General features: G+C 44.9%; 11 protein-coding genes, 2 tRNA genes and 4 rRNA genes. 7 read left to right on the forward strand and 10 right to left on the reverse strand.

The genetic code is table 11. The features are described 5' to 3' along the window. Positions 1-5: 5 nt before the first annotated feature. Both dtd and MCT08_RS00745 read right to left on the reverse strand, forming a co-directional pair. Positions 6-440 carry a D-aminoacyl-tRNA deacylase gene (gene dtd, locus MCT08_RS00740; protein WP_053312248.1) on the reverse strand — a complete coding sequence of 145 codons (435 nt, stop codon included), beginning with the start codon at positions 438-440 and terminating at the stop codon, positions 6-8. Beyond that, entirely contained in the window at positions 412-1,353 is a 942-nt protein-coding gene (locus MCT08_RS00745; RefSeq protein WP_255091356.1) for a virulence factor BrkB family protein, read from the reverse strand. The genes dtd and MCT08_RS00745 overlap by 29 nt, the downstream gene beginning before the upstream one ends. Before the next feature lie 93 nt (positions 1,354-1,446). On the opposite strand from MCT08_RS00745, the gene MCT08_RS00750 reads away from it, so the two are divergent. Then, positions 1,447-2,088 carry a DUF2959 domain-containing protein gene (locus MCT08_RS00750; protein ID WP_053312249.1) on the forward strand — a complete coding sequence of 214 codons (642 nt, stop codon included), beginning with the start codon at positions 1,447-1,449 and terminating at the stop codon, positions 2,086-2,088. 166 nt (positions 2,089-2,254) lie between these two features. Here the strand turns inward: MCT08_RS00750 and MCT08_RS00755 are convergent, their stop codons facing one another. Together MCT08_RS00755 and typA are read right to left on the reverse strand one after the other, a co-directional pair. Continuing rightward, positions 2,255-2,788, reverse strand: a complete 534-nt coding sequence (locus MCT08_RS00755) for an AAA family ATPase (protein ID WP_171981478.1) — start codon at positions 2,786-2,788, stop codon at positions 2,255-2,257. A 99-nt stretch (positions 2,789-2,887) separates the two neighbouring features. Then, positions 2,888-4,711 (reverse strand): translational GTPase TypA, encoded by a 1,824-nt coding sequence (gene typA, locus MCT08_RS00760; protein ID WP_053312261.1) that lies wholly within the window; start codon positions 4,709-4,711, stop codon positions 2,888-2,890. 498 nt (positions 4,712-5,209) lie between these two features. Here typA and glnA point away from each other — a divergent pair, with 498 nt between their 5' ends. The 6 genes from glnA (at position 5,210) to add (ending at position 13,721) form a co-directional block, all read left to right on the forward strand. Further along, positions 5,210-6,619 carry a glutamate--ammonia ligase gene (gene glnA, locus MCT08_RS00765; protein WP_053312251.1) on the forward strand — a complete coding sequence of 470 codons (1,410 nt, stop codon included), beginning with the start codon at positions 5,210-5,212 and terminating at the stop codon, positions 6,617-6,619. 178 nt (positions 6,620-6,797) lie between these two features. Then, on the forward strand, positions 6,798-7,364 hold the full coding sequence (locus tag MCT08_RS00770; RefSeq protein WP_274677704.1) for a DUF4124 domain-containing protein: 567 nt from the start codon (positions 6,798-6,800) through the stop codon (positions 7,362-7,364). A gap of 131 nt (positions 7,365-7,495) precedes the next feature. Then, positions 7,496-8,551, forward strand: coding sequence for a nitrogen regulation protein NR(II) (gene glnL / locus MCT08_RS00775; protein WP_053312253.1), 1,056 nt, complete (start codon positions 7,496-7,498; stop codon positions 8,549-8,551). 30 nt (positions 8,552-8,581) lie between these two features. Next, complete coding sequence (gene glnG, locus MCT08_RS00780; protein ID WP_053312254.1) at positions 8,582-9,985, forward strand: nitrogen regulation protein NR(I); 1,404 nt, start codon at positions 8,582-8,584, stop codon at positions 9,983-9,985. A gap of 95 nt (positions 9,986-10,080) precedes the next feature. Further along, positions 10,081-12,636 carry a phosphodiesterase GepA gene (gene gepA, locus MCT08_RS00785; RefSeq protein WP_274677706.1) on the forward strand — a complete coding sequence of 852 codons (2,556 nt, stop codon included), beginning with the start codon at positions 10,081-10,083 and terminating at the stop codon, positions 12,634-12,636. An 83-nt stretch (positions 12,637-12,719) separates the two neighbouring features. Further along, positions 12,720-13,721: an adenosine deaminase gene (gene add, locus MCT08_RS00790; protein ID WP_274677707.1), complete on the forward strand. Its 1,002-nt coding sequence runs from the start codon at positions 12,720-12,722 to the stop codon at positions 13,719-13,721. A gap of 195 nt (positions 13,722-13,916) precedes the next feature. Here add and MCT08_RS00795 read toward each other — a convergent pair. The 6 genes from MCT08_RS00795 to rrf (MCT08_RS00820) form a co-directional block, all read right to left on the reverse strand. Then, a tRNA-Asp gene (locus tag MCT08_RS00795) sits at positions 13,917-13,993 on the reverse strand. A gap of 29 nt (positions 13,994-14,022) precedes the next feature. Next, positions 14,023-14,138, reverse strand: a 5S ribosomal RNA gene (rrf, locus tag MCT08_RS00800). Between the two features lie 83 nt (positions 14,139-14,221). After that, positions 14,222-17,113, reverse strand: a 23S ribosomal RNA gene (locus tag MCT08_RS00805). 298 nt (positions 17,114-17,411) lie between these two features. Then, positions 17,412-17,487: transfer RNA gene (locus MCT08_RS00810), tRNA-Ala, on the reverse strand. 62 nt (positions 17,488-17,549) lie between these two features. Beyond that, a 16S ribosomal RNA gene (locus MCT08_RS00815) occupies positions 17,550-19,096 on the reverse strand. Positions 19,097-19,463: 367 nt separating this feature from the next. Next, positions 19,464-19,579 (reverse strand): 5S ribosomal RNA (gene rrf, locus MCT08_RS00820). Together the 16S, 23S and 5S rRNA genes with 2 tRNA genes alongside form the textbook arrangement of a ribosomal RNA operon. Positions 19,580-19,627: the final 48 nt, after the last annotated feature.

Below are 19,627 nucleotides of genomic sequence, written 5' to 3' on the forward strand. Positions count from 1 at the left end.
CTTTATTAAACCTGAAGCCAGAACGTTACTGGACCATCATTGATCAGTGATACTTTCATATCCGCGGCAAAGCGGCCTCGCTGAGTAGGTAAGACTTGTTCACATCGATCCGAGAAGTAATCATACAGACGTTCAGCGTCTGCCGGATGAGCACCTTTAGAAAATCCTGCTCGCGTTCCCTTTTTCGTATCAGCAGGTAATGTAAATTGAGACACCACCAATACCTGACCGTTCACTTGTTGGACGTTTAAGTTCATCTTTCCGTCTTGGTCTTCAAAAACGCGGTAGCTAGTGACTCGTTCGACTAGACGCTTTGCTTTCGCTTCATCATCGTCTTTTTCCACACCCAGTAAGACTAATAAACCTTGGTTTATTTCACCAACCACTTGACCATCAACACGAACAGCGGCCTCACTCACTCTCTGGATCAACGCTATCACTTTGACTTCCTTTCACTTCTTGATTTGAAACTGGCGATGAGTTTAGCATTTCTTTGCTGTTGCTCCAGTGCTCTTTCTCACCTAAAGCAGCTGTCACTTCAGCACCAACCAACACAATCATCCAACACAAATACACCCAGACAAACAAGATGGGAATCGCAGCTAGCGCGCCATAAATAAGTTGATACGAAGGAAATTGAGTGATGTATGCAGCAAACCCTTTCTTGCTGAATTCAAATAAAAGCGCAGCCACAATAGCGCCAATAAGCGCATGGGAAAAATGCACTTTCTTGTTGGGAACTAGTAGGTAAAGGCCGACAAATGCGCAAAATGACAAGATAAAAGGTAGCCAACGTAGTAGTAAATTATACGCTCCGGTAACGGTTTCATTATCAACGATTTTCAGAGAGGTGATGTAAGACGTAGCCGCAATACTCGCACCGACCAAAATAGGGCCAAGTGTCAACACCATCCAGTACATTGAAAAAGACAGCACCATACGACGCTTCTTTTTTACTCGCCAAATGTAGTTCAAATTCTTATCAATATTTGATATCAGCATTAACGCGGCGACAAATAAAAAGCCACCACCGACTGCCGTCATCTTGCCCGTATTGGCAATAAACTCGATTAATGCTTCGCGCACCACATCACCCGCAGCAGGAACAAAGTGGGTAATAACGAAATCTTGAATCACAACACCAACATTGGTGAAAATAGAAAATGAGGAGAGAATGGACAGAAGAACAGTCAGCATCGGAACAATCGATAGTAACGTGATATAGGCTAAATAACCCGCATTTACGTTAACACGGTCATGGCCCATACGGTTCAGCAGATAACGTGTAAACTGGATCCCAGCTTTCACGGCTTGATCAAATTTCAACTTGTATCTCCCTATCAACTCATTCATTGTACTAGACTTATCCATAAACCGCTTACTCATACCACCAATCACTTTGAGACTCCGTCGTATCAAAGTCATTCTAATCGAAAGGAAATTAAGATGCCTTATTTGCTCGCCGTACTTGTCTCCATCTTCACGTTAACAGGTTGTCAATCGGCTTACTATTCCGCGATGGAACAAGTTGGCTATCACAAACGAGACATTATGGTTGATCGCGTTGAAGATGCTAAAACCTCACAACAAGATGCTCAGCAAGAATTTACTAGCGCTCTAGAGGCATTATCTGTACTGACCAATTTCAACGGCGGTGAGCTTGAAGAAGTTTATAACCAGATCAACGATAAATACCAGGATAGTGAACAAGCCGCACAAGAGGTTAGTAATCGTATTGCTGCCATTGAAGATGTATCTGATGCCCTATTTGATGAATGGCAATCTGAGCTAGAACTTTATACCAGCAGCAAACTAAAACGAGCAAGCCAACAAAAGCTGAAAGAAACAAAAGCGTCTTATCAAACCATGCTGTCAGCCATGAAGCGCGCCGAGCAGAAAATGACACCTGTACTTAATACGCTCAGAGACAATACGCTGTATTTAAAACACAACTTGAATGCGAGTGCGATAGGTTCTATGCAAGGTGAATTCATCAGTTTAGAGCAAGATATCAGCTATGCGATCAAACAAATGAACACTGCGATTGCTGAGTCTGATAAGTTTTTAACCAAGCTCAACGCTAAATAAAAGACACTTACGCCGACTGAATCTCATACCAATCACAGTAAATAAGTGATCAGAAATAGCGTACAAAAATGCTTGATAACAAGGCGGAATTTATCGATCAGTAGTTATTCTACCATCAAAAATTCTAACGCCGTTATCGAGTGTTTTAACCAGCGAGGATGACCAGCTATTCACTACGATTGGTATTAGCTTCGATAAAGTCGGCTCGCTCTATCACGCTTCCCCAAGGCACTTCAATCACCTCAAATCCAAGTGTTTGGTAAGTTTCTTGTAGCTTACGATGAATCTCTAACGCTTCTAAAAATGAATGAGGACGCACGGCATCCTGAACGTAAATTGACGCTTCAGGACGGCAGAGAAAAGCATATCGATGATAACCTTGGCTCTCTTGAATATATTCATCAGGCACTGCCAAGCCACCTTGCTTTAGGTAGGCGCAAATATCAGGAATCGCTCTATCCAAAAAACACTGCTTTCCACTTTGTTGCGCCTGCTGCTTCTGTTCACTCATCAATTGTAAGCATAACTGCGCAAAAGCCGCTAAGTCAGTCCACGGTAATATGCCATCTTTATGCTGGCTTTGCTGCTCAATCAGCGTACGAGAACCTTCAGCAAAGGTGAGATATCCTCGGTGTTTTAATTGTTCAATGATTGTGGTTTTTCCAGCACCAGGACCGCCAGAAATAATAATCGGTTTCATCTTCTTCCTTTAAATAAAAACGACAGATACAAAAAAGGGCGAGAAGTTATTTCTCACCCTTTCATATTACTCTACGAAGCGCAGTTTTAGCTCTTAAGCTTAGCCACGGCTTGCACGTTTACGATCGTTTTCAGTCAGGTGACGCTTACGAATACGAATGCTTTCTGGCGTTACTTCTACTAGTTCATCATCATCAATGAACTCTAGAGCTTGCTCAAGCGTGTACTTGATTGCCGGAGAAAGCACTTGCGCTTCATCAGTACCAGAAGCACGAACGTTAGTTAGCTGTTTACCTTTCAGACAGTTAACTGTTAAGTCGTTAGAACGGTTATGAATACCGATAACTTGACCTTCGTAAACTTCATCTGCGTGCTCAGTAAATAGACGGCCACGCTCTTGTAGGTTAAACAGTGCGTAAGTCAATGCTTTACCGGTTGCATTAGAGATAAGCACACCATTGTTACGTTGACCAATGTTACCGCCTTTGTGTGGACCGTAGTGATCAAATGTATGGTAAAGCAAACCAGAACCTGAAGTCAGCGTCATGAATTCCGTTTGGAAACCAATCAAACCACGAGATGGCATCACGAAGTCTAGACGTACGCGGCCTTTACCATCTGGAGACATATCTTTCAGTTCACCTTTACGTAAACCAATTTTCTCCATAATGCCGCCTTGATGCTCTTCCATTACGTCAATGGTTACCGTTTCAAACGGTTCCATTTTCTGACCATCTTCTTCTTTGATGATAACTTCAGGACGAGATACCGCTAACTCAAAACCTTCACGACGCATGTTTTCGATCAGAATCGAAAGGTGAAGTTCACCACGACCTGATACACGGAAACGGTCTGGGTTGTCAGTTTCTTCAACACGTAGTGCAACGTTGTGTACCAATTCTTTTTGCAGACGCTCAAGAATGTTACGTGAAGTCACGAACTTACCTTCTTTACCTGCAAAAGGAGAAGTGTTTACTTGGAAAGTCATGGTTACTGTTGGTTCATCAACAGAAAGTGGAACCATAGCTTCTACATTGTTTTGGTCACAGATAGTGTCCGAGATTTTAAGCTCGCCCAAACCAGTTACCGCAATGATGTCACCAGCATTAGCTTTTTCAACTTCATGACGCTCAAGGCCAAGATAGCCTAAAACCGTACCCACTTTACCGTTACGTTTTTTGCCGTCTGCACCAATAATGGTCACTTGTTGGTTTGCTTTAACAGAACCACGAGTTACACGACAAACACCGATAACACCAACATAAGAGCTGTAATCAAGCTGAGACACTTGCATTTGCAGTGGACCATCAAGGTCTACGTTTGGTGCTTCTACTGTGTCAACAACCGCTTGGAACAGTGGTTCCATGTTTTCGCCAGTCTCACCTTCTTCTAGCGTAGCCCAACCGTTTAGTGCTGAAGCGTAAACGACTTTAAAGTCTAGCTGTTCATCAGTTGCACCTAGGTTATCGAATAGGTCGAATACTTGATCCATAACCCAATCAGGACGAGCACCTGGACGGTCGATTTTGTTGATAACAACAATTGGCTTCAAGCCATGTGCGAATGCTTTTTGTGTTACGAAACGCGTTTGTGGCATTGGGCCATCAACAGCGTCAACGATAAGCAAAACAGAGTCAACCATAGACATGATACGTTCAACTTCACCACCGAAGTCTGCGTGTCCAGGGGTGTCTACGATGTTGATGCGGTAATCGTTCCAGTTGATTGCTGTGTTTTTCGCAAGAATAGTAATACCGCGCTCTTTCTCGATATCGTTCGAGTCCATGACCCGCTCTTCCGTTTCACCGCGAGACTCTAACGTACCTGACTGCTGCAGGAGTTTATCAACCAAGGTTGTTTTACCGTGGTCGACGTGTGCGATGATCGCGATATTTCTTAATTTATCAATCTGTGGAGTAGCCATGGATTTTGCTTCACTTATTAAAGGAGTAACTCGCTTCGGGACATTGCCGCAACGAGCATAGAACTTGATTTTAAAAACGGTCAATAATGTACCAGATTTTGGCGAAAAACCTAGAAATATGTGATCTATCACGCTGATTTTCGCTCCCTACCAGTTTAGCCCTTAACTTGATTTGAAACAAATTGCATCAAAAGGAACAAAATCCTCATTGACAATATGTTTAAATCTAGGCTGAATAGTCCAAGTTTGTTTGATAATGGTGCAGCGAAAATAACCAAGCACCAATATAGTGCAGAGAAAGATCATTATGGTGCAATCATCTGTTAAAACTAGGCACTAAATTAAGCAACCAATTGAAATTAATGGACTAATTTTTTTGGCACGAATTTGGCTTTAACGGAAACAGCATCGATTAATAAGTTTGAAATGAAATTAATCAATGCTAGTTTCAATCGATTCGGGCTATTACCGCTTTAATAACACTGGAGGTTATCCAAGATGTCAGTAGAAAACGTTCTATCGCTTATCCAAGAAAACGAAGTTAAGTTTATTGACCTGCGCTTTACCGATACAAAAGGTAAAGAGCAACATATCTCAATTCCTGCTCACCAAATCGACGCAGACTTCTTCGAAGAAGGTAAGATGTTCGATGGTTCATCAGTTGCTGGCTGGAAAGGCATTAATGAATCTGACATGGTAATGATGCCGGACGCATCAAGTGCAGTTCTTGATCCATTCACAGAAGATGCGACGCTAAACATCCGTTGTGACATTCTAGAGCCTGCAACAATGCAAGGTTACGACCGTGACCCACGCTCTATCGCTAAACGCGCTGAAGACTACATGCGCTCTACAGGCATAGCAGACACCGTTCTTGTTGGCCCAGAACCTGAATTCTTCCTATTCGATGACGTGAAATACAGCAACGACATGTCTGGTGCATCATTTAAAATTGATGACGTAGAAGCAGCATGGAACACTGGTGCCGACATCGAAGGTGGTAACAAAGGTCACCGTCCAGGTGTTAAAGGTGGTTACTTCCCAGTAGCGCCAGTTGACTCATCACAAGACATTCGCTCAGCGATGTGTTTGATCATGGAAGAGATGGGCTTAGTTGTTGAAGCACACCACCATGAAGTAGCGACAGCGGGTCAAAACGAAATCGCAACTCGCTTCAACACGCTAACGACTAAAGCAGATGAAATCCAAATCTATAAGTACGTTGTTCATAACGTTGCTCACGCATTCGGTAAAACAGCGACTTTCATGCCTAAACCACTTGTTGGCGACAACGGTAGCGGTATGCACGTTCACCAATCTCTAGCAAAAGACGGTGTAAACCTATTTGCTGGTGACAAATACGGCGGTCTATCTGACCTAGCGCTTTACTACATTGGCGGTATCATCAAGCACGCGCGCGCTATCAACGCATTTGCTAACCCGTCAACTAACTCGTACAAGCGTCTTGTTCCAGGGTTTGAAGCGCCAGTTATGCTCGCTTACTCAGCTCGTAACCGCTCTGCTTCTATCCGTATCCCTGTGGTACCAAGCCCGAAAGCACGTCGTATCGAAGCTCGCTTCCCAGATCCAGCAGCAAACCCATACCTAGCGTTTGCAGCACTTCTTATGGCTGGTCTTGATGGTATCAAGAACAAGATCCACCCAGGTGAAGCAATGGATAAAGATTTGTATGACCTACCTGCGGAAGAAGCAGCTGAGATTCCAAAAGTAGCAGAATCACTAGAAGTGGCTCTGAAAGCACTGGACGAAGACCGTGAGTTCTTAACCGCTGGCGGCGTATTCTCTGATGATTTCATCGACTCTTACATCACGCTAAAATCAAAAGATGTAGAACGTGTGAATATGGCTGTTCACCCACTAGAATTTGAATTGTACTACTCTGTATAATTCTTATCCCAAGTGTAAAATGTAACTTTGGTTACTGATTTATTAGGCTCGCCTCGCAGGCGGGCCTTTTTAATATTAGGAGAAAAGCAAGCACACGCTAGCATTAGTGTTATAGCGATAACGGCCATATACGCCGCTATTCACCTAATGTGAAAACATCTTTTTGAAGGAAGAGATCGTGAACCTAATTAGTAGCATCATCATTACGCTCAGCGTGTTTATTGCAGCACTTAGCAACGCTCAAAATGTGTACACATGGGTAGATGGCGATAACATTCGCCACTTTAGTGATGAGCCAATAAGTGATGATGCCCAACTAAACTACCGAGCTGAACAAATAGTCATTGCCGACGCTCATGTTGTAGCCACAACTCCTACTTTTGAAGCACTCGAACCTGCCGAGCAACCTCAGCTCGACAACACCATGCAAGATAAATACTCACCAGTTTTAGCGCCACTTACCATAACCATTATTTCACCAACCAATAATGAAAATATTCATAACAGCGCTGGGCAAATTACGATTCAAGTTGAGCTGAATCGCCGTTTAAGTGCCGTAGAACAATTACAACTACTACTTAATGAAAAGCCCTATAGCACGCCAACAAATCAAACTCGTTGGGTGCTAAAAAACATTGACCGAGGCAGTCATCGCTTTTTAATTCAATCAGTTGTAAACGGCAAGGTTATTGCATCTTCATCGATTATGACGGTGCATTTACATCGAGCAACTGTGAAACAATGACCTTCTCACCAAGACGCTTGATATAACAATAGGTTTCACTTTTTCTTCTGATACCAATGCGCCATACTTAGCCATATGATGCACCAAGTTTGTGCAGCGCACTATTTTGGAACACGAACAAGGATGAAAACGTGAATTACGAGCTAAGCCAAACCATTTTAAACAATGTGGTCACCGCGACATTGATGCTAGATGAATCACTTTCGGTCCGTTACGCCAACCCTGCAGCAGAACAATTATTTTCCCAAAGTGCCAAACGTATCATCAACCAACCTTTGTCGAAATTAATCCAGCATGCTTCGTTAGATTTAGCGTTGCTATCTCAACCTTTGCAAAGTGGTCAAAGTATTACTGACAGTGATGTTACGTTTGTCGTTGATGGTAAACCGCTGATGCTTGAAGTCACTGTAAGTCCAATCTCTTGGCAACGTGAATTGATGCTATTGGTCGAAATGCGAAAAGTGGGACAACAACGTCGCCTAACCCAAGAGCTCAACCAACACGCACAACAACAAGCTGCAAAGTTACTGGTGAGAGGCTTAGCACATGAAATTAAAAACCCATTAGGTGGACTGCGTGGTGCGGCTCAACTGCTAGAAAGAATGCTTCCTGACCAGAGTTTAACTGAATACACCCAAATCATTATTGAGCAAGCAGACCGCTTACGTGCGCTGGTGGATCGCTTGCTTGGCCCACAAAGGCCTGGCAAAAAGCAGTCTGAAAACTTACATGTCATCTTGGAAAAAGTTCGACAGCTAGTCGAGCTAGAAGCTAGCACCAATTTAGTAATAGAGCGAGATTATGACCCAAGCCTGCCGGATATTTTGATGGATACCGATCAAATCGAACAGGCTTTGCTTAATATCGTTAGCAATGCAGCTCAAATATTAACATCCCAGCCACATGGAAAAATAACGTTGCGCACCAGAACGGTGCACCAAGCTAATATTCATGGCCAGCGACATAAATTGGTCGCACGTATCGAGATCACCGATAACGGACCAGGTATTCCATTGGAATTGCAAGACACGCTCTTCTACCCAATGGTCAGCGGGCGAGAAGGCGGGACAGGCTTAGGTCTCTCAATCTCACAAAATCTCATTGACCAACATAATGGAAAAATTGATGTAGAAAGCTGGCCAGGTAGAACAACATTTACAATATATTTACCCATTTCACCACTGTGAGATTCGGTTTGCTGTTAAGGAATAAAAATTATGAGTAAAGGATACGTTTGGGTTGTCGATGACGATAGTTCAATCCGTTGGGTAATGGAAAAAACACTTTCATCTGCCAATATAAAATGTGAAACCTTCTCGGATGCAGAAAGTGTATTGATGGCACTAGAAAGAGAAACGCCAGATGTACTCATTTCAGATATACGAATGCCAGGCATTGACGGTATCGAACTGCTCAATCAAGTTCACTCTCGCTCTCCGGAATTGCCCGTTATTATTATGACCGCGCATTCTGACCTAGACGCAGCCGTTAATGCTTATCAAAAAGGCGCTTTTGAATATCTGCCTAAACCATTCGATGTAGATGAAACACTTACCTTAGTTGAACGAGCGATCGCTCACGGTCAAGAGCAACGTAAAGAGCAATCAGCCCAGCAAGCTGGCATTGATGACACGCCAGAAATAATCGGTGAAGCACCATCAATGCAAGAGGTGTTTCGTGCGATTGGTCGTTTATCTCGCTCGTCTATTTCAGTGCTCATTAATGGTGAGTCAGGTACCGGCAAAGAGTTAGTCGCGCATGCACTTCATCGCCATAGTCCTCGTTCACAAAAACCGTTTATAGCCCTGAATATGGCCGCAATCCCCAAAGACCTTATTGAATCGGAGCTATTTGGCCATGAGAAAGGAGCATTCACTGGTGCGAATAGCGTCCGCCAAGGCCGCTTCGAGCAAGCCAATGGTGGAACGTTATTTCTAGATGAAATCGGTGATATGCCACTCGATATTCAGACCCGTTTATTACGCGTCCTCGCCGACGGTCAGTTTTATCGAGTTGGAGGACATTCAGCGATCAAAGTTGATGTACGCATTGTCGCTGCAACTCACCAAAATTTAGAGAAGCTCGTTCATCAAGGCAAATTCCGCGAAGATTTATTTCACCGCCTCAATGTGATTCGAATTCATATCCCAGCACTACGTGAACGACGTCAAGATATTGAAAAGCTAACAAAACATTTCCTAGCCCTAGCAGCGAAAGAGCTAGGTGTGGAGATGAAGACCTTGCACCCCAAAAGTGTCGAGATTTTAAATCGATTAGAATGGCCAGGTAACGTACGTCAACTTGAAAATATTTGTCGATGGCTAACCGTGATGGCAAGTGGCAGTGAAGTTCTGCCCAGTGATCTTCCTTCCGAGTTATTATCAGAAAAGAAAAATAACGAGTTTGATAATGATATAAGTTGGCAGCAACAGCTTGCAAGTTGGGCTAAGTCATCCTTAGCTTCAGGAGAAACTGAACTACTTTCTTACGCACTCCCTGAATTTGAACGTATACTTTTAGAAGCAGCACTCCATCATACCAATGGGCATAAACAAGATGCCGCAAAGGTGCTAGGATGGGGACGCAACACGCTGACAAGGAAGTTAAAAGAACTTTACTAATGACTTAAGCTGGTGATTAGCTTGTAATCAGCAAGCTAAATCCCCCTCTTCCTTCGCGTGTTTTCTCAATTTTTTATGGAAGAAAAAGACACGACATGCCATTTATCAACCAAATTACGCTGAGAACAGCCGTTGTTCTCCCATTTGTTATGGTCTTCCTGCTCACCATTGGTGTGATCATTGGCGTTCAAAAATATCACTATGAAGAGGTCGTGGATGACCTTAGTAGCAAACAACTTATTTCTTTAACAAATAACGTTGAGCAACATCTACTCAACTTTCTCGAAAAACCGTTTCAAGCGAGTCTTGCTATCAGTCATAGCATTGGCTTCAACCACCTCTATACCCCAGGTAACACAAGTAAAATTGAACAATATCTGCTAACCAGTTTCGATAGTCTTTACAAGACAATCGAGCAGCTTGATGTCATCAGTTTCGGTGGAGAGCAAGCCGAGTTTGTTGGCTTTAGAAAAGAAAATGATCATGAATACTCACTCATGCTGCAAGATGAAAGAACGCAACAGAATTTAATTATCTATAAAGGTGACACGATAAATAGAAACATCCGCTCTACCATTGTTGATTATGATCCTCGAATCCGGCCGTGGTATAGCCCTGTAGCCAAAAGTCTCACATCTGGCTGGTCTTCTATTTATGCCAATGTCGACGAACGCCAAGAAGTCACCCTCTCCGCTCTCGCTCCCGTTTTTGATAGTAGCCAATTTATCGGCGTCGTCGTTAGCGATGTAAAAATAAACACCTTCAACACCTTTCTTAATTCATTAAGAAAACAGACGCGTGCCAATGTATATATCATGGATCAGCAAAAACGGCTTGTTGCCCACTCAAACGCAAGCGCCGTTGTCTCATGGGGAACTAACTTATCCCCCCAAGGAGAACGACTATTTGCAATAGAAAATGCAAACCCTGTAATACAAGCCAGTGCTCAATATGTCGATACCCATAATACGTTGCTGCCCTCTTCATTCAGTAAGTTTGAAACCAGCGTCGATAGAATTCGTTACTTCAATCTTCTCACTCCATTTAAAGATCAATATGGTCTTCATTGGTTTATAGGGGTCTCAATATCGGAAACTGATCTATTAGGCAAACTTCCAGAAAATCAGCAAAATAGCTGGATAATCGGATGCATCGTCAGTCTGATTGGCATTGGGATTGGGCTTATTGCATTTAATCATGTAACCACGCCGATTACTGCTACAGCTTCTGCTGCTAAACAACTTGCAAAAGGAGACTGGGAAAGTGCGATGCCTAAGGCAGGAAAGATTTATGAGATAAGCTTATTGGTTTATTCATTTAATGAAATGGCAAATAATTTAAAAGCCTCGTTTAAAGCACTTCGTTCTCAATTGGTCTATGACTCTCTTACTAAACTTTATAGCCGAGAGGGTTTAATAGAAAGCTGTGAGCATTTAAATAAACTCAACGGTAGCCTGCTTATCGTTGGTATAGATAAATTCAGAGACATCAATGACAGCCTGGGATATCAACAAGGCGATAAATTACTAGTGATCATTGCAGAAAGACTACGCTCTCTTTTTGCTAACAACTCATACATTGCACGTATTGGTGGCGATGAGTTTGCCATTTACATACCATCCGCAAAGCAAAGATCTGAAACCCAAAGCGCAGCAAATAACATTCTACAAATGTTTTCAGCCCCCGTAGCGATGTACAGTGAACAAGTAGTGATCAACGTATCCATTGGTGTTGTGCTCGGTGATGAGAGCGCGAATATGACACTCAGTCTACGTAACGGTAGTATCGCATTAAGCAATGCAAAATTAGAACTGACGCACATCAGCTATTACTCACCAGAAATGGCTGAGCAATCACGTAAACGCACGCAAATGCTGACTCAAATTAAGCTGGCGATTGAGAACCAAGAATACATCCCCTTTTATCAACCTATCGTAGAGCTTGCTACGGGTAAGATTGTAGGTGCAGAAGCTTTAGCACGCTGGGTAACATCAAGTGGTGAGATTATCCCCCCTTTAGACTTTATTCCAATTGCGGAAGAGAGTGGCTTCATCGGTTTAATTGGCGAGCAAATTTTATACAAATCTTGTTTCGATACCATGAAAGGTATCCAGATGGGGAAATGGGATAGCACTTTCAAGATCCATGTAAATCTATCGGTAAACCAACTTTCTCAACCAGATTTTATCGAACAACTTGAGCAGACCTTAGAAAAAACAGAGCTTCCCCCAAGCAACCTGACGCTAGAGATAACTGAATCTAGAATTGTAGATAACGATCCAGTCATTCTCGAAAACATGAAGTCACTCAAACAACTTGGGATTGATATTGCCATCGATGACTTTGGCACAGGTTATAGCTCTCTCGCTTATTTGCACAAACTCCCTTTTGACTGCTTAAAAATTGATAGGGCATTTGTTTCCCAGTTAGCTCAAGAAAACACAGATAGCTCTGTTGTTGCTGCAATTATTAACATGACTCGCGGTTTTAATGTCGAAATAGTCGCAGAGGGTATTGAGACTAATGAACAAGTAGAGTTACTCAAGCAACTAGAATGCGTGCATGGACAGGGCTTTTTATTCAGCAAAGCCATTCCGTTTGCAGATTGGCCAACAGATATGGTTAACGTGAAACAAAAATCGACGAAATAGAGCGATTTTAACGGCTTTACTACTGACACTGATCATATTGATTTTTATACTAGTGCCAGATAAAAACATTCGGAAAGAAAATAATGATAACTAAAAACCTGCCGCTTACAGATTTACACCGTCACCTCGACGGTAATATTCGCACCAAAACCATCTTAGAACTTGGCCAACAATTCAATGTAAAACTTCCTGCAGACAACATTGAACAATTAACACCACACGTACAAATTGTCGAAGCCGAACCATCACTTGTTGCCTTCCTATCTAAGCTCGATTGGGGTGTCGCTGTACTTGGTGATCTTGATGCGTGCCGCCGTGTTGCTTACGAAAACGTTGAAGATGCTTTAAATGCACAAATTGATTATGCAGAATTGCGTTTCTCACCTTATTACATGGCAATGAAACATAACCTACCACTTGCAGGAGTCGTCGAAGCTGTGGTTGATGGCGTTCGAGCAGGAGTTCGAGATTTTGGTATTCAAGCTAATCTCATCGGTATTATGAGTCGAACTTTTGGTACAGAAGCGTGCCAGCAAGAATTGAATGCTATTTTAACGCAAAAAGACAACATCGTTGCAGTGGATCTCGCCGGTGATGAACTTGGTCAACCCGGAGACCGTTTTATCTCTCACTTTAAGCAAGTAAGAGATGCAGGTCTGAAAGTAACTGTACACGCTGGCGAAGCAGCAGGTGCCGAAAGTATGTGGCAAGCCATTAAAGAGCTCGGCGCAGAGCGCATTGGACATGGCGTAAAAGCAATCCACGACCCACGACTCATGGATTATTTGATAGAAAAGCGTATTGGTATCGAGTCATGCTTAACATCCAACTTCCAAACCAGCACAGTTGACTCACTCAGTCTTCATCCTATTAAGCAATTCCTTGAACATGGTGTACTTGCCTGTCTCAATACTGATGACCCTGCAGTTGAAGGCATTGAATTACCTTATGAATATGAAGTTGCAGCACCTCAAGCCGGTCTTTCTCAAACTCAAATTCGCCAAGCTCAAATAAACGGATTGGAGCTTGCTTTCCTTACAGAAGAAGATAAAAGTGCATTACAAGAGAAAGTAGCCAGCCGTTAATAAAGAACAAATATTTCTTTATCTAAGCCGATCATGTTATGTATCGGCTTTTTCATACTCATTTTTTTAGTGCTATGCACTTCTGTCGCTGTAGCAATAAAGAGAAGAGAGGCTAGTAGGAAAAGAGGTAACGAGTATAGCTTAATGCCCTAAACGCAAAAAACCCCAGCATTGCTGCTGAGGTTTCTAATAAAGTGGCGGAGCGGACGGGACTCGAACCCGCGACCCCCGGCGTGACAGGCCGGTATTCTAACCAACTGAACTACCGCTCCGCTGCGTGTCTGGTTAGACAATATTCAAAGCCTGGCGATGTCCTACTCTCACATGGGGAAGCCCCACACTACCATCGGCGCTATTGCGTTTCACTTCTGAGTTCGGCATGGAGTCAGGTGGGTCCGCAACGCTATGGTCGCCAAGCAAATTCTTTAATTCGGAAAGCTGAATTCGTTCTTCACATTCAATGTTCTTCTATTGAGCCCACAAAACCCCTTCGGTGTTGTATGGTTAAGCCGCACGGGCAATTAGTATTGGTTAGCTCAACGCCTCGCAGCGCTTACACACCCAACCTATCAACGTTCTAGTCTCGAACAACCCTTTAGGACACTTAAAGTGCCAGGGAAGACTCATCTCAGGGCTCGCTTCCCGCTTAGATGCTTTCAGCGGTTATCGATTCCGAACTTAGCTACCGGGCAATGCTACTGGCGTAACAACCCGAACACCAGAGGTTCGTCCACTCCGGTCCTCTCGTACTAGGAGCAGCCCCCTTCAATCTTCCAACGCCCACGGCAGATAGGGACCGAACTGTCTCACGACGTTCTAAACCCAGCTCGCGTACCACTTTAAATGGCGAACAGCCATACCCTTGGGACCGACTTCAGCCCCAGGATGTGATGAGCCGACATCGAGGTGCCAAACACCGCCGTCGATATGAACTCTTGGGCGGTATCAGCCTGTTATCCCCGGAGTACCTTTTATCCGTTGAGCGATGGCCCTTCCATTCAGAACCACCGGATCACTATGACCTACTTTCGTACCTGCTCGAATTGTCATTCTCGCAGTTAAGCGGGCTTATGCCATTGCACTAACCACACGATGTCCAACCGTGTTTAGCCCACCTTCGTGCTCCTCCGTTACTCTTTGGGAGGAGACCGCCCCAGTCAAACTACCCACCAGGCACTGTCCGCAACCCCGATTAGGGGCCAACGTTAGAACATCAAAACTACAAGGGTGGTATTTCAAGGACGACTCCACGCAATCTAGCGACTGCGCTTCTAAGTCTCCCACCTATCCTACACATGTAGGTTCAATGTTCAGTGCCAAGCTGTAGTAAAGGTTCACGGGGTCTTTCCGTCTAGCCGCGGGTACACTGCATCTTCACAGCGATTTCAATTTCACTGAGTCTCGGGTGGAGACAGCGTGGCCATCATTACGCCATTCGTGCAGGTCGGAACTTACCCGACAAGGAATTTCGCTACCTTAGGACCGTTATAGTTACGGCCGCCGTTTACCGGGGCTTCGATCAAGAGCTTCGACCTAAGTCTAACCCCATCAATTAACCTTCCGGCACCGGGCAGGCGTCACACCGTATACGTCATCTTACGATTTTGCACAGTGCTGTGTTTTTAATAAACAGTTGCAGCCACCTGGTATCTGCGACTCTCAGTAGCTCCATCCGCTAGGAACTTCACCGCCAAGAGCGTACCTTCTCCCGAAGTTACGGTACCATTTTGCCTAGTTCCTTCACCCGAGTTCTCTCAAGCGCCTTGGTATTCTCTACCCGACCACCTGTGTCGGTTTGGGGTACGATTGCTTATAATCTGAAGCTTAGAGGCTTTTCCTGGAAGCATGGCATCAATGACTTCACTACCGTAGTAGCTCGACGTCGTGTCTCAGCCTAACAAGAAACCGGATTTACCTAGTCTCTTAGCCTACGCACTTGAACCTGGACAACCGTCGCCAGGCCCACCTAGCCTTCTCCGTCCCCCCATCGCAATTATAAGCAGTACGGGAATATTAACCCGTTTCCCATCGACTACGCTTTTCAGCCTCGCCTTAGGGGTCGACTTACCCTGCCCCGATTAACGTTGGACAGGAACCCTTGGTCTTCCGGCGTGGGGGTTTTTCACCCCCATTATCGTTACTCATGTCAGCATTCGCACTTCTGATACCTCCAGCATGCTTTACAACACACCTTCAACGGCTTACAGAACGCTCCCCTACCCCACAATCTTGCGATTGCAGCCGCAGCTTCGGTTTACTACTTAGCCCCGTTACATCTTCCGCGCAGGCCGACTCGACCAGTGAGCTATTACGCTTTCTTTAAATGATGGCTGCTTCTAAGCCAACATCCTGGCTGTCTGAGCCTTCCCACATCGTTTCCCACTTAGTAGTAATTTGGGACCTTAGCTGGCGGTCTGGGTTGTTTCCCTCTCCACGACGGACGTTAGCACCCGCCGTGTGTCTCCCGGATAGTACTTACTGGTATTCGGAGTTTGCAAAGGGTTGGTAAGTCGGGATGACCCCCTAGCCTTAACAGTGCTCTACCCCCAGTAGTATTCGTCCGAGGCGCTACCTAAATAGCTTTCGGGGAGAACCAGCTATCTCCGAGTTTGATTGGCCTTTCACCCCTAGCCACAAGTCATCCGCTAATTTTTCAACATTAGTCGGTTCGGTCCTCCAATTGATGTTACTCAATCTTCAACCTGCCCATGGCTAGATCACTCGGTTTCGGGTCTATATCCAGAGACTGAAGCGCCCAGTTAAGACTCGGTTTCCCTACGGCTCCCCTATACGGTTAACCTTGCCACTGAATATAAGTCGCTGACCCATTATACAAAAGGTACGCAGTCACAGGACAAAGCCTGCTCCTACTGCTTGTACGTACACGGTTTCAGGTTCTATTTCACTCCCCTCACAGGGGTTCTTTTCGCCTTTCCCTCACGGTACTGGTTCACTATCGGTCAGTCAGTAGTATTTAGCCTTGGAGGATGGTCCCCCCATATTCAAACAGGATATCACGTGTCCCGCCTTACTCGTTTTCACTTAGAATGACGTGTCGGTTACGGGGCTATCACCCTTTATTGCCACGCTTTCCAGCGTGTTCACCTGCATCATTTAAAGCTTAAGGGCTAGTCCAATTTCGCTCGCCGCTACTTTCGGAATCTCAGTTGATTTCTTTTCCTTCGGGTACTTAGATGTTTCAGTTCCCCGAGTTCGCCTCGCTGCGCTATGTATTCACGCAGCGATACTAGCTTATGCTAGTGGGTTTCCCCATTCGGAAATCGTAGACTCAAGTGGCTTTTACTGCCTAATCTACGCTTATCGCAAGTTAATACGTCCTTCATCGCCTCTGACTGCCAAGGCATCCACCGTGTACGCTTAGTCACTTAACCATACAACCCGAAGAAGTTTCGTGTTGATGACAAGTCACCAAGGTTTAGTGTCTCTCTTTATTGAATGAGCGAGAGACATTTCGATTTTGCCGGACTCAATTTTGAAAACTTACCGCAGTAAGCTTTCCCAAGAACACTTGAATGTGTTTGGTATCAACACGTAAACGTATTGATATTGAGAACTTTTATTTGATAACAACAAATCACGTTGTTATCAGTCAGCTTTCCAAATTGTTAAAGAGCAAGATTTTCTGATGAAAACCATTTTTAAGAACACTTAAGCAAATGTGCTTAAAGATGGTGGAGCTATGCGGGATCGAACCGCAGACCTCCTCGCTGCCAGCGAGGCGCTCTCCCAGCTGAGCTATAGCCCCAACTACTCTAAAACTGTATAAACCATCAATCTGTGTGGACACTCATCAGTGTAATCATCGTATAAGGAGGTGATCCAGCGCCAGGTTCCCCTAGCGCTACCTTGTTACGACTTCACCCCAGTCATGAACCACAAAGTGGTGAGCGTCCTCCCCGAAAGGTTAAACTACCCACTTCTTTTGCAGCCCACTCCCATGGTGTGACGGGCGGTGTGTACAAGGCCCGGGAACGTATTCACCGTGGCATTCTGATCCACGATTACTAGCGATTCCGACTTCATGGAGTCGAGTTGCAGACTCCAATCCGGACTACGACGCACTTTTTGGGATTCGCTCACTTTCGCAAGTTGGCTGCCCTCTGTATGCGCCATTGTAGCACGTGTGTAGCCCTACTCGTAAGGGCCATGATGACTTGACGTCGTCCCCACCTTCCTCCGGTTTATCACCGGCAGTCTCCCTGGAGTTCCCGACATTACTCGCTGGCAAACAAGGATAAGGGTTGCGCTCGTTGCGGGACTTAACCCAACATTTCACAACACGAGCTGACGACAGCCATGCAGCACCTGTCTCAGAGCTCCCGAAGGCACTCCTGCGTCTCCGCTGGATTCTCTGGATGTCAAGAGTAGGTAAGGTTCTTCGCGTTGCATCGAATTAAACCACATGCTCCACCGCTTGTGCGGGCCCCCGTCAATTCATTTGAGTTTTAATCTTGCGACCGTACTCCCCAGGCGGTCTACTTAACGCGTTAGCTCCGAAAGCCACGGCTCAAGGCCACAACCTCCAAGTAGACATCGTTTACGGCGTGGACTACCAGGGTATCTAATCCTGTTTGCTCCCCACGCTTTCGCATCTGAGTGTCAGTATCTGTCCAGGGGGCCGCCTTCGCCACCGGTATTCCTTCAGATCTCTACGCATTTCACCGCTACACCTGAAATTCTACCCCCCTCTACAGTACTCTAGTCCGCCAGTTTCAAATGCAGTTCCGAGGTTGAGCCCCGGGCTTTCACATCTGACTTAACGAACCACCTGCATGCGCTTTACGCCCAGTAATTCCGATTAACGCTCGCACCCTCCGTATTACCGCGGCTGCTGGCACGGAGTTAGCCGGTGCTTCTTCTGTCGCTAACGTCAAATGATGCTGCTATTAACAACACCACCTTCCTCACGACTGAAAGTACTTTACAACCCGAAGGCCTTCTTCATACACGCGGCATGGCTGCATCAGGCTTGCGCCCATTGTGCAATATTCCCCACTGCTGCCTCCCGTAGGAGTCTGGACCGTGTCTCAGTTCCAGTGTGGCTGATCATCCTCTCAGACCAGCTAGGGATCGTCGCCTTGGTGAGCCATTACCTCACCAACTAGCTAATCCCACCTAGGCATATCCTGACGCGAGAGGCCCGAAGGTCCCCCTCTTTGGCCCGTAGGCATCATGCGGTATTAGCCATCGTTTCCAATGGTTATCCCCCACATCAGGGCAATTTCCTAGGCATTACTCACCCGTCCGCCGCTCGTCATCTTCAAAAGCAAGCTTTTGAAATGTTACCGCTCGACTTGCATGTGTTAGGCCTGCCGCCAGCGTTCAATCTGAGCCATGATCAAACTCTTCAATTAAAGTTTTGTTGGTCCTAAGACCGGCTCAATGAATACTGACTTCAAAACTGCTTTTACTCGAAAGTAAAAAATAATTTTAAAGCTATTGTTGTTCCAACAGAACAACAATGAATTGACTGTGCCAAAATCAAGTAAACTTGATTCTGATTGGTCACTCAGTTCATTGATAAATCTTTTTCGATTATCATCAACGAGTGCCCACACAGATTGATAGGTTTATATTGTTAAAGAGCTTGCCTTTCAGTGCCTTAACACCTAAGCAGGACGCGTATAATACGCTTTCCACTTTGAAAGTCAACATAAAACTCTCACATTTTCATGAGAATATTATGGTGACTCGTCTCAATGAGACCAGTCGGAAATTAAAGCCTGGCGATGTCCTACTCTCACATGGGGAAGCCCCACACTACCATCGGCGCTATTGCGTTTCACTTCTGAGTTCGGCATGGAGTCAGGTGGGTCCGCAACGCTATGGTCGCCAAGCAAATTCTTTAATTCGGAAAGCTGTCTTCGTTCTTCACATTCAATGTT

Source organism: Vibrio aestuarianus, from assembly GCF_028858425.1.
Lineage (GTDB): Bacteria > Pseudomonadota > Gammaproteobacteria > Enterobacterales > Vibrionaceae > Vibrio > Vibrio aestuarianus.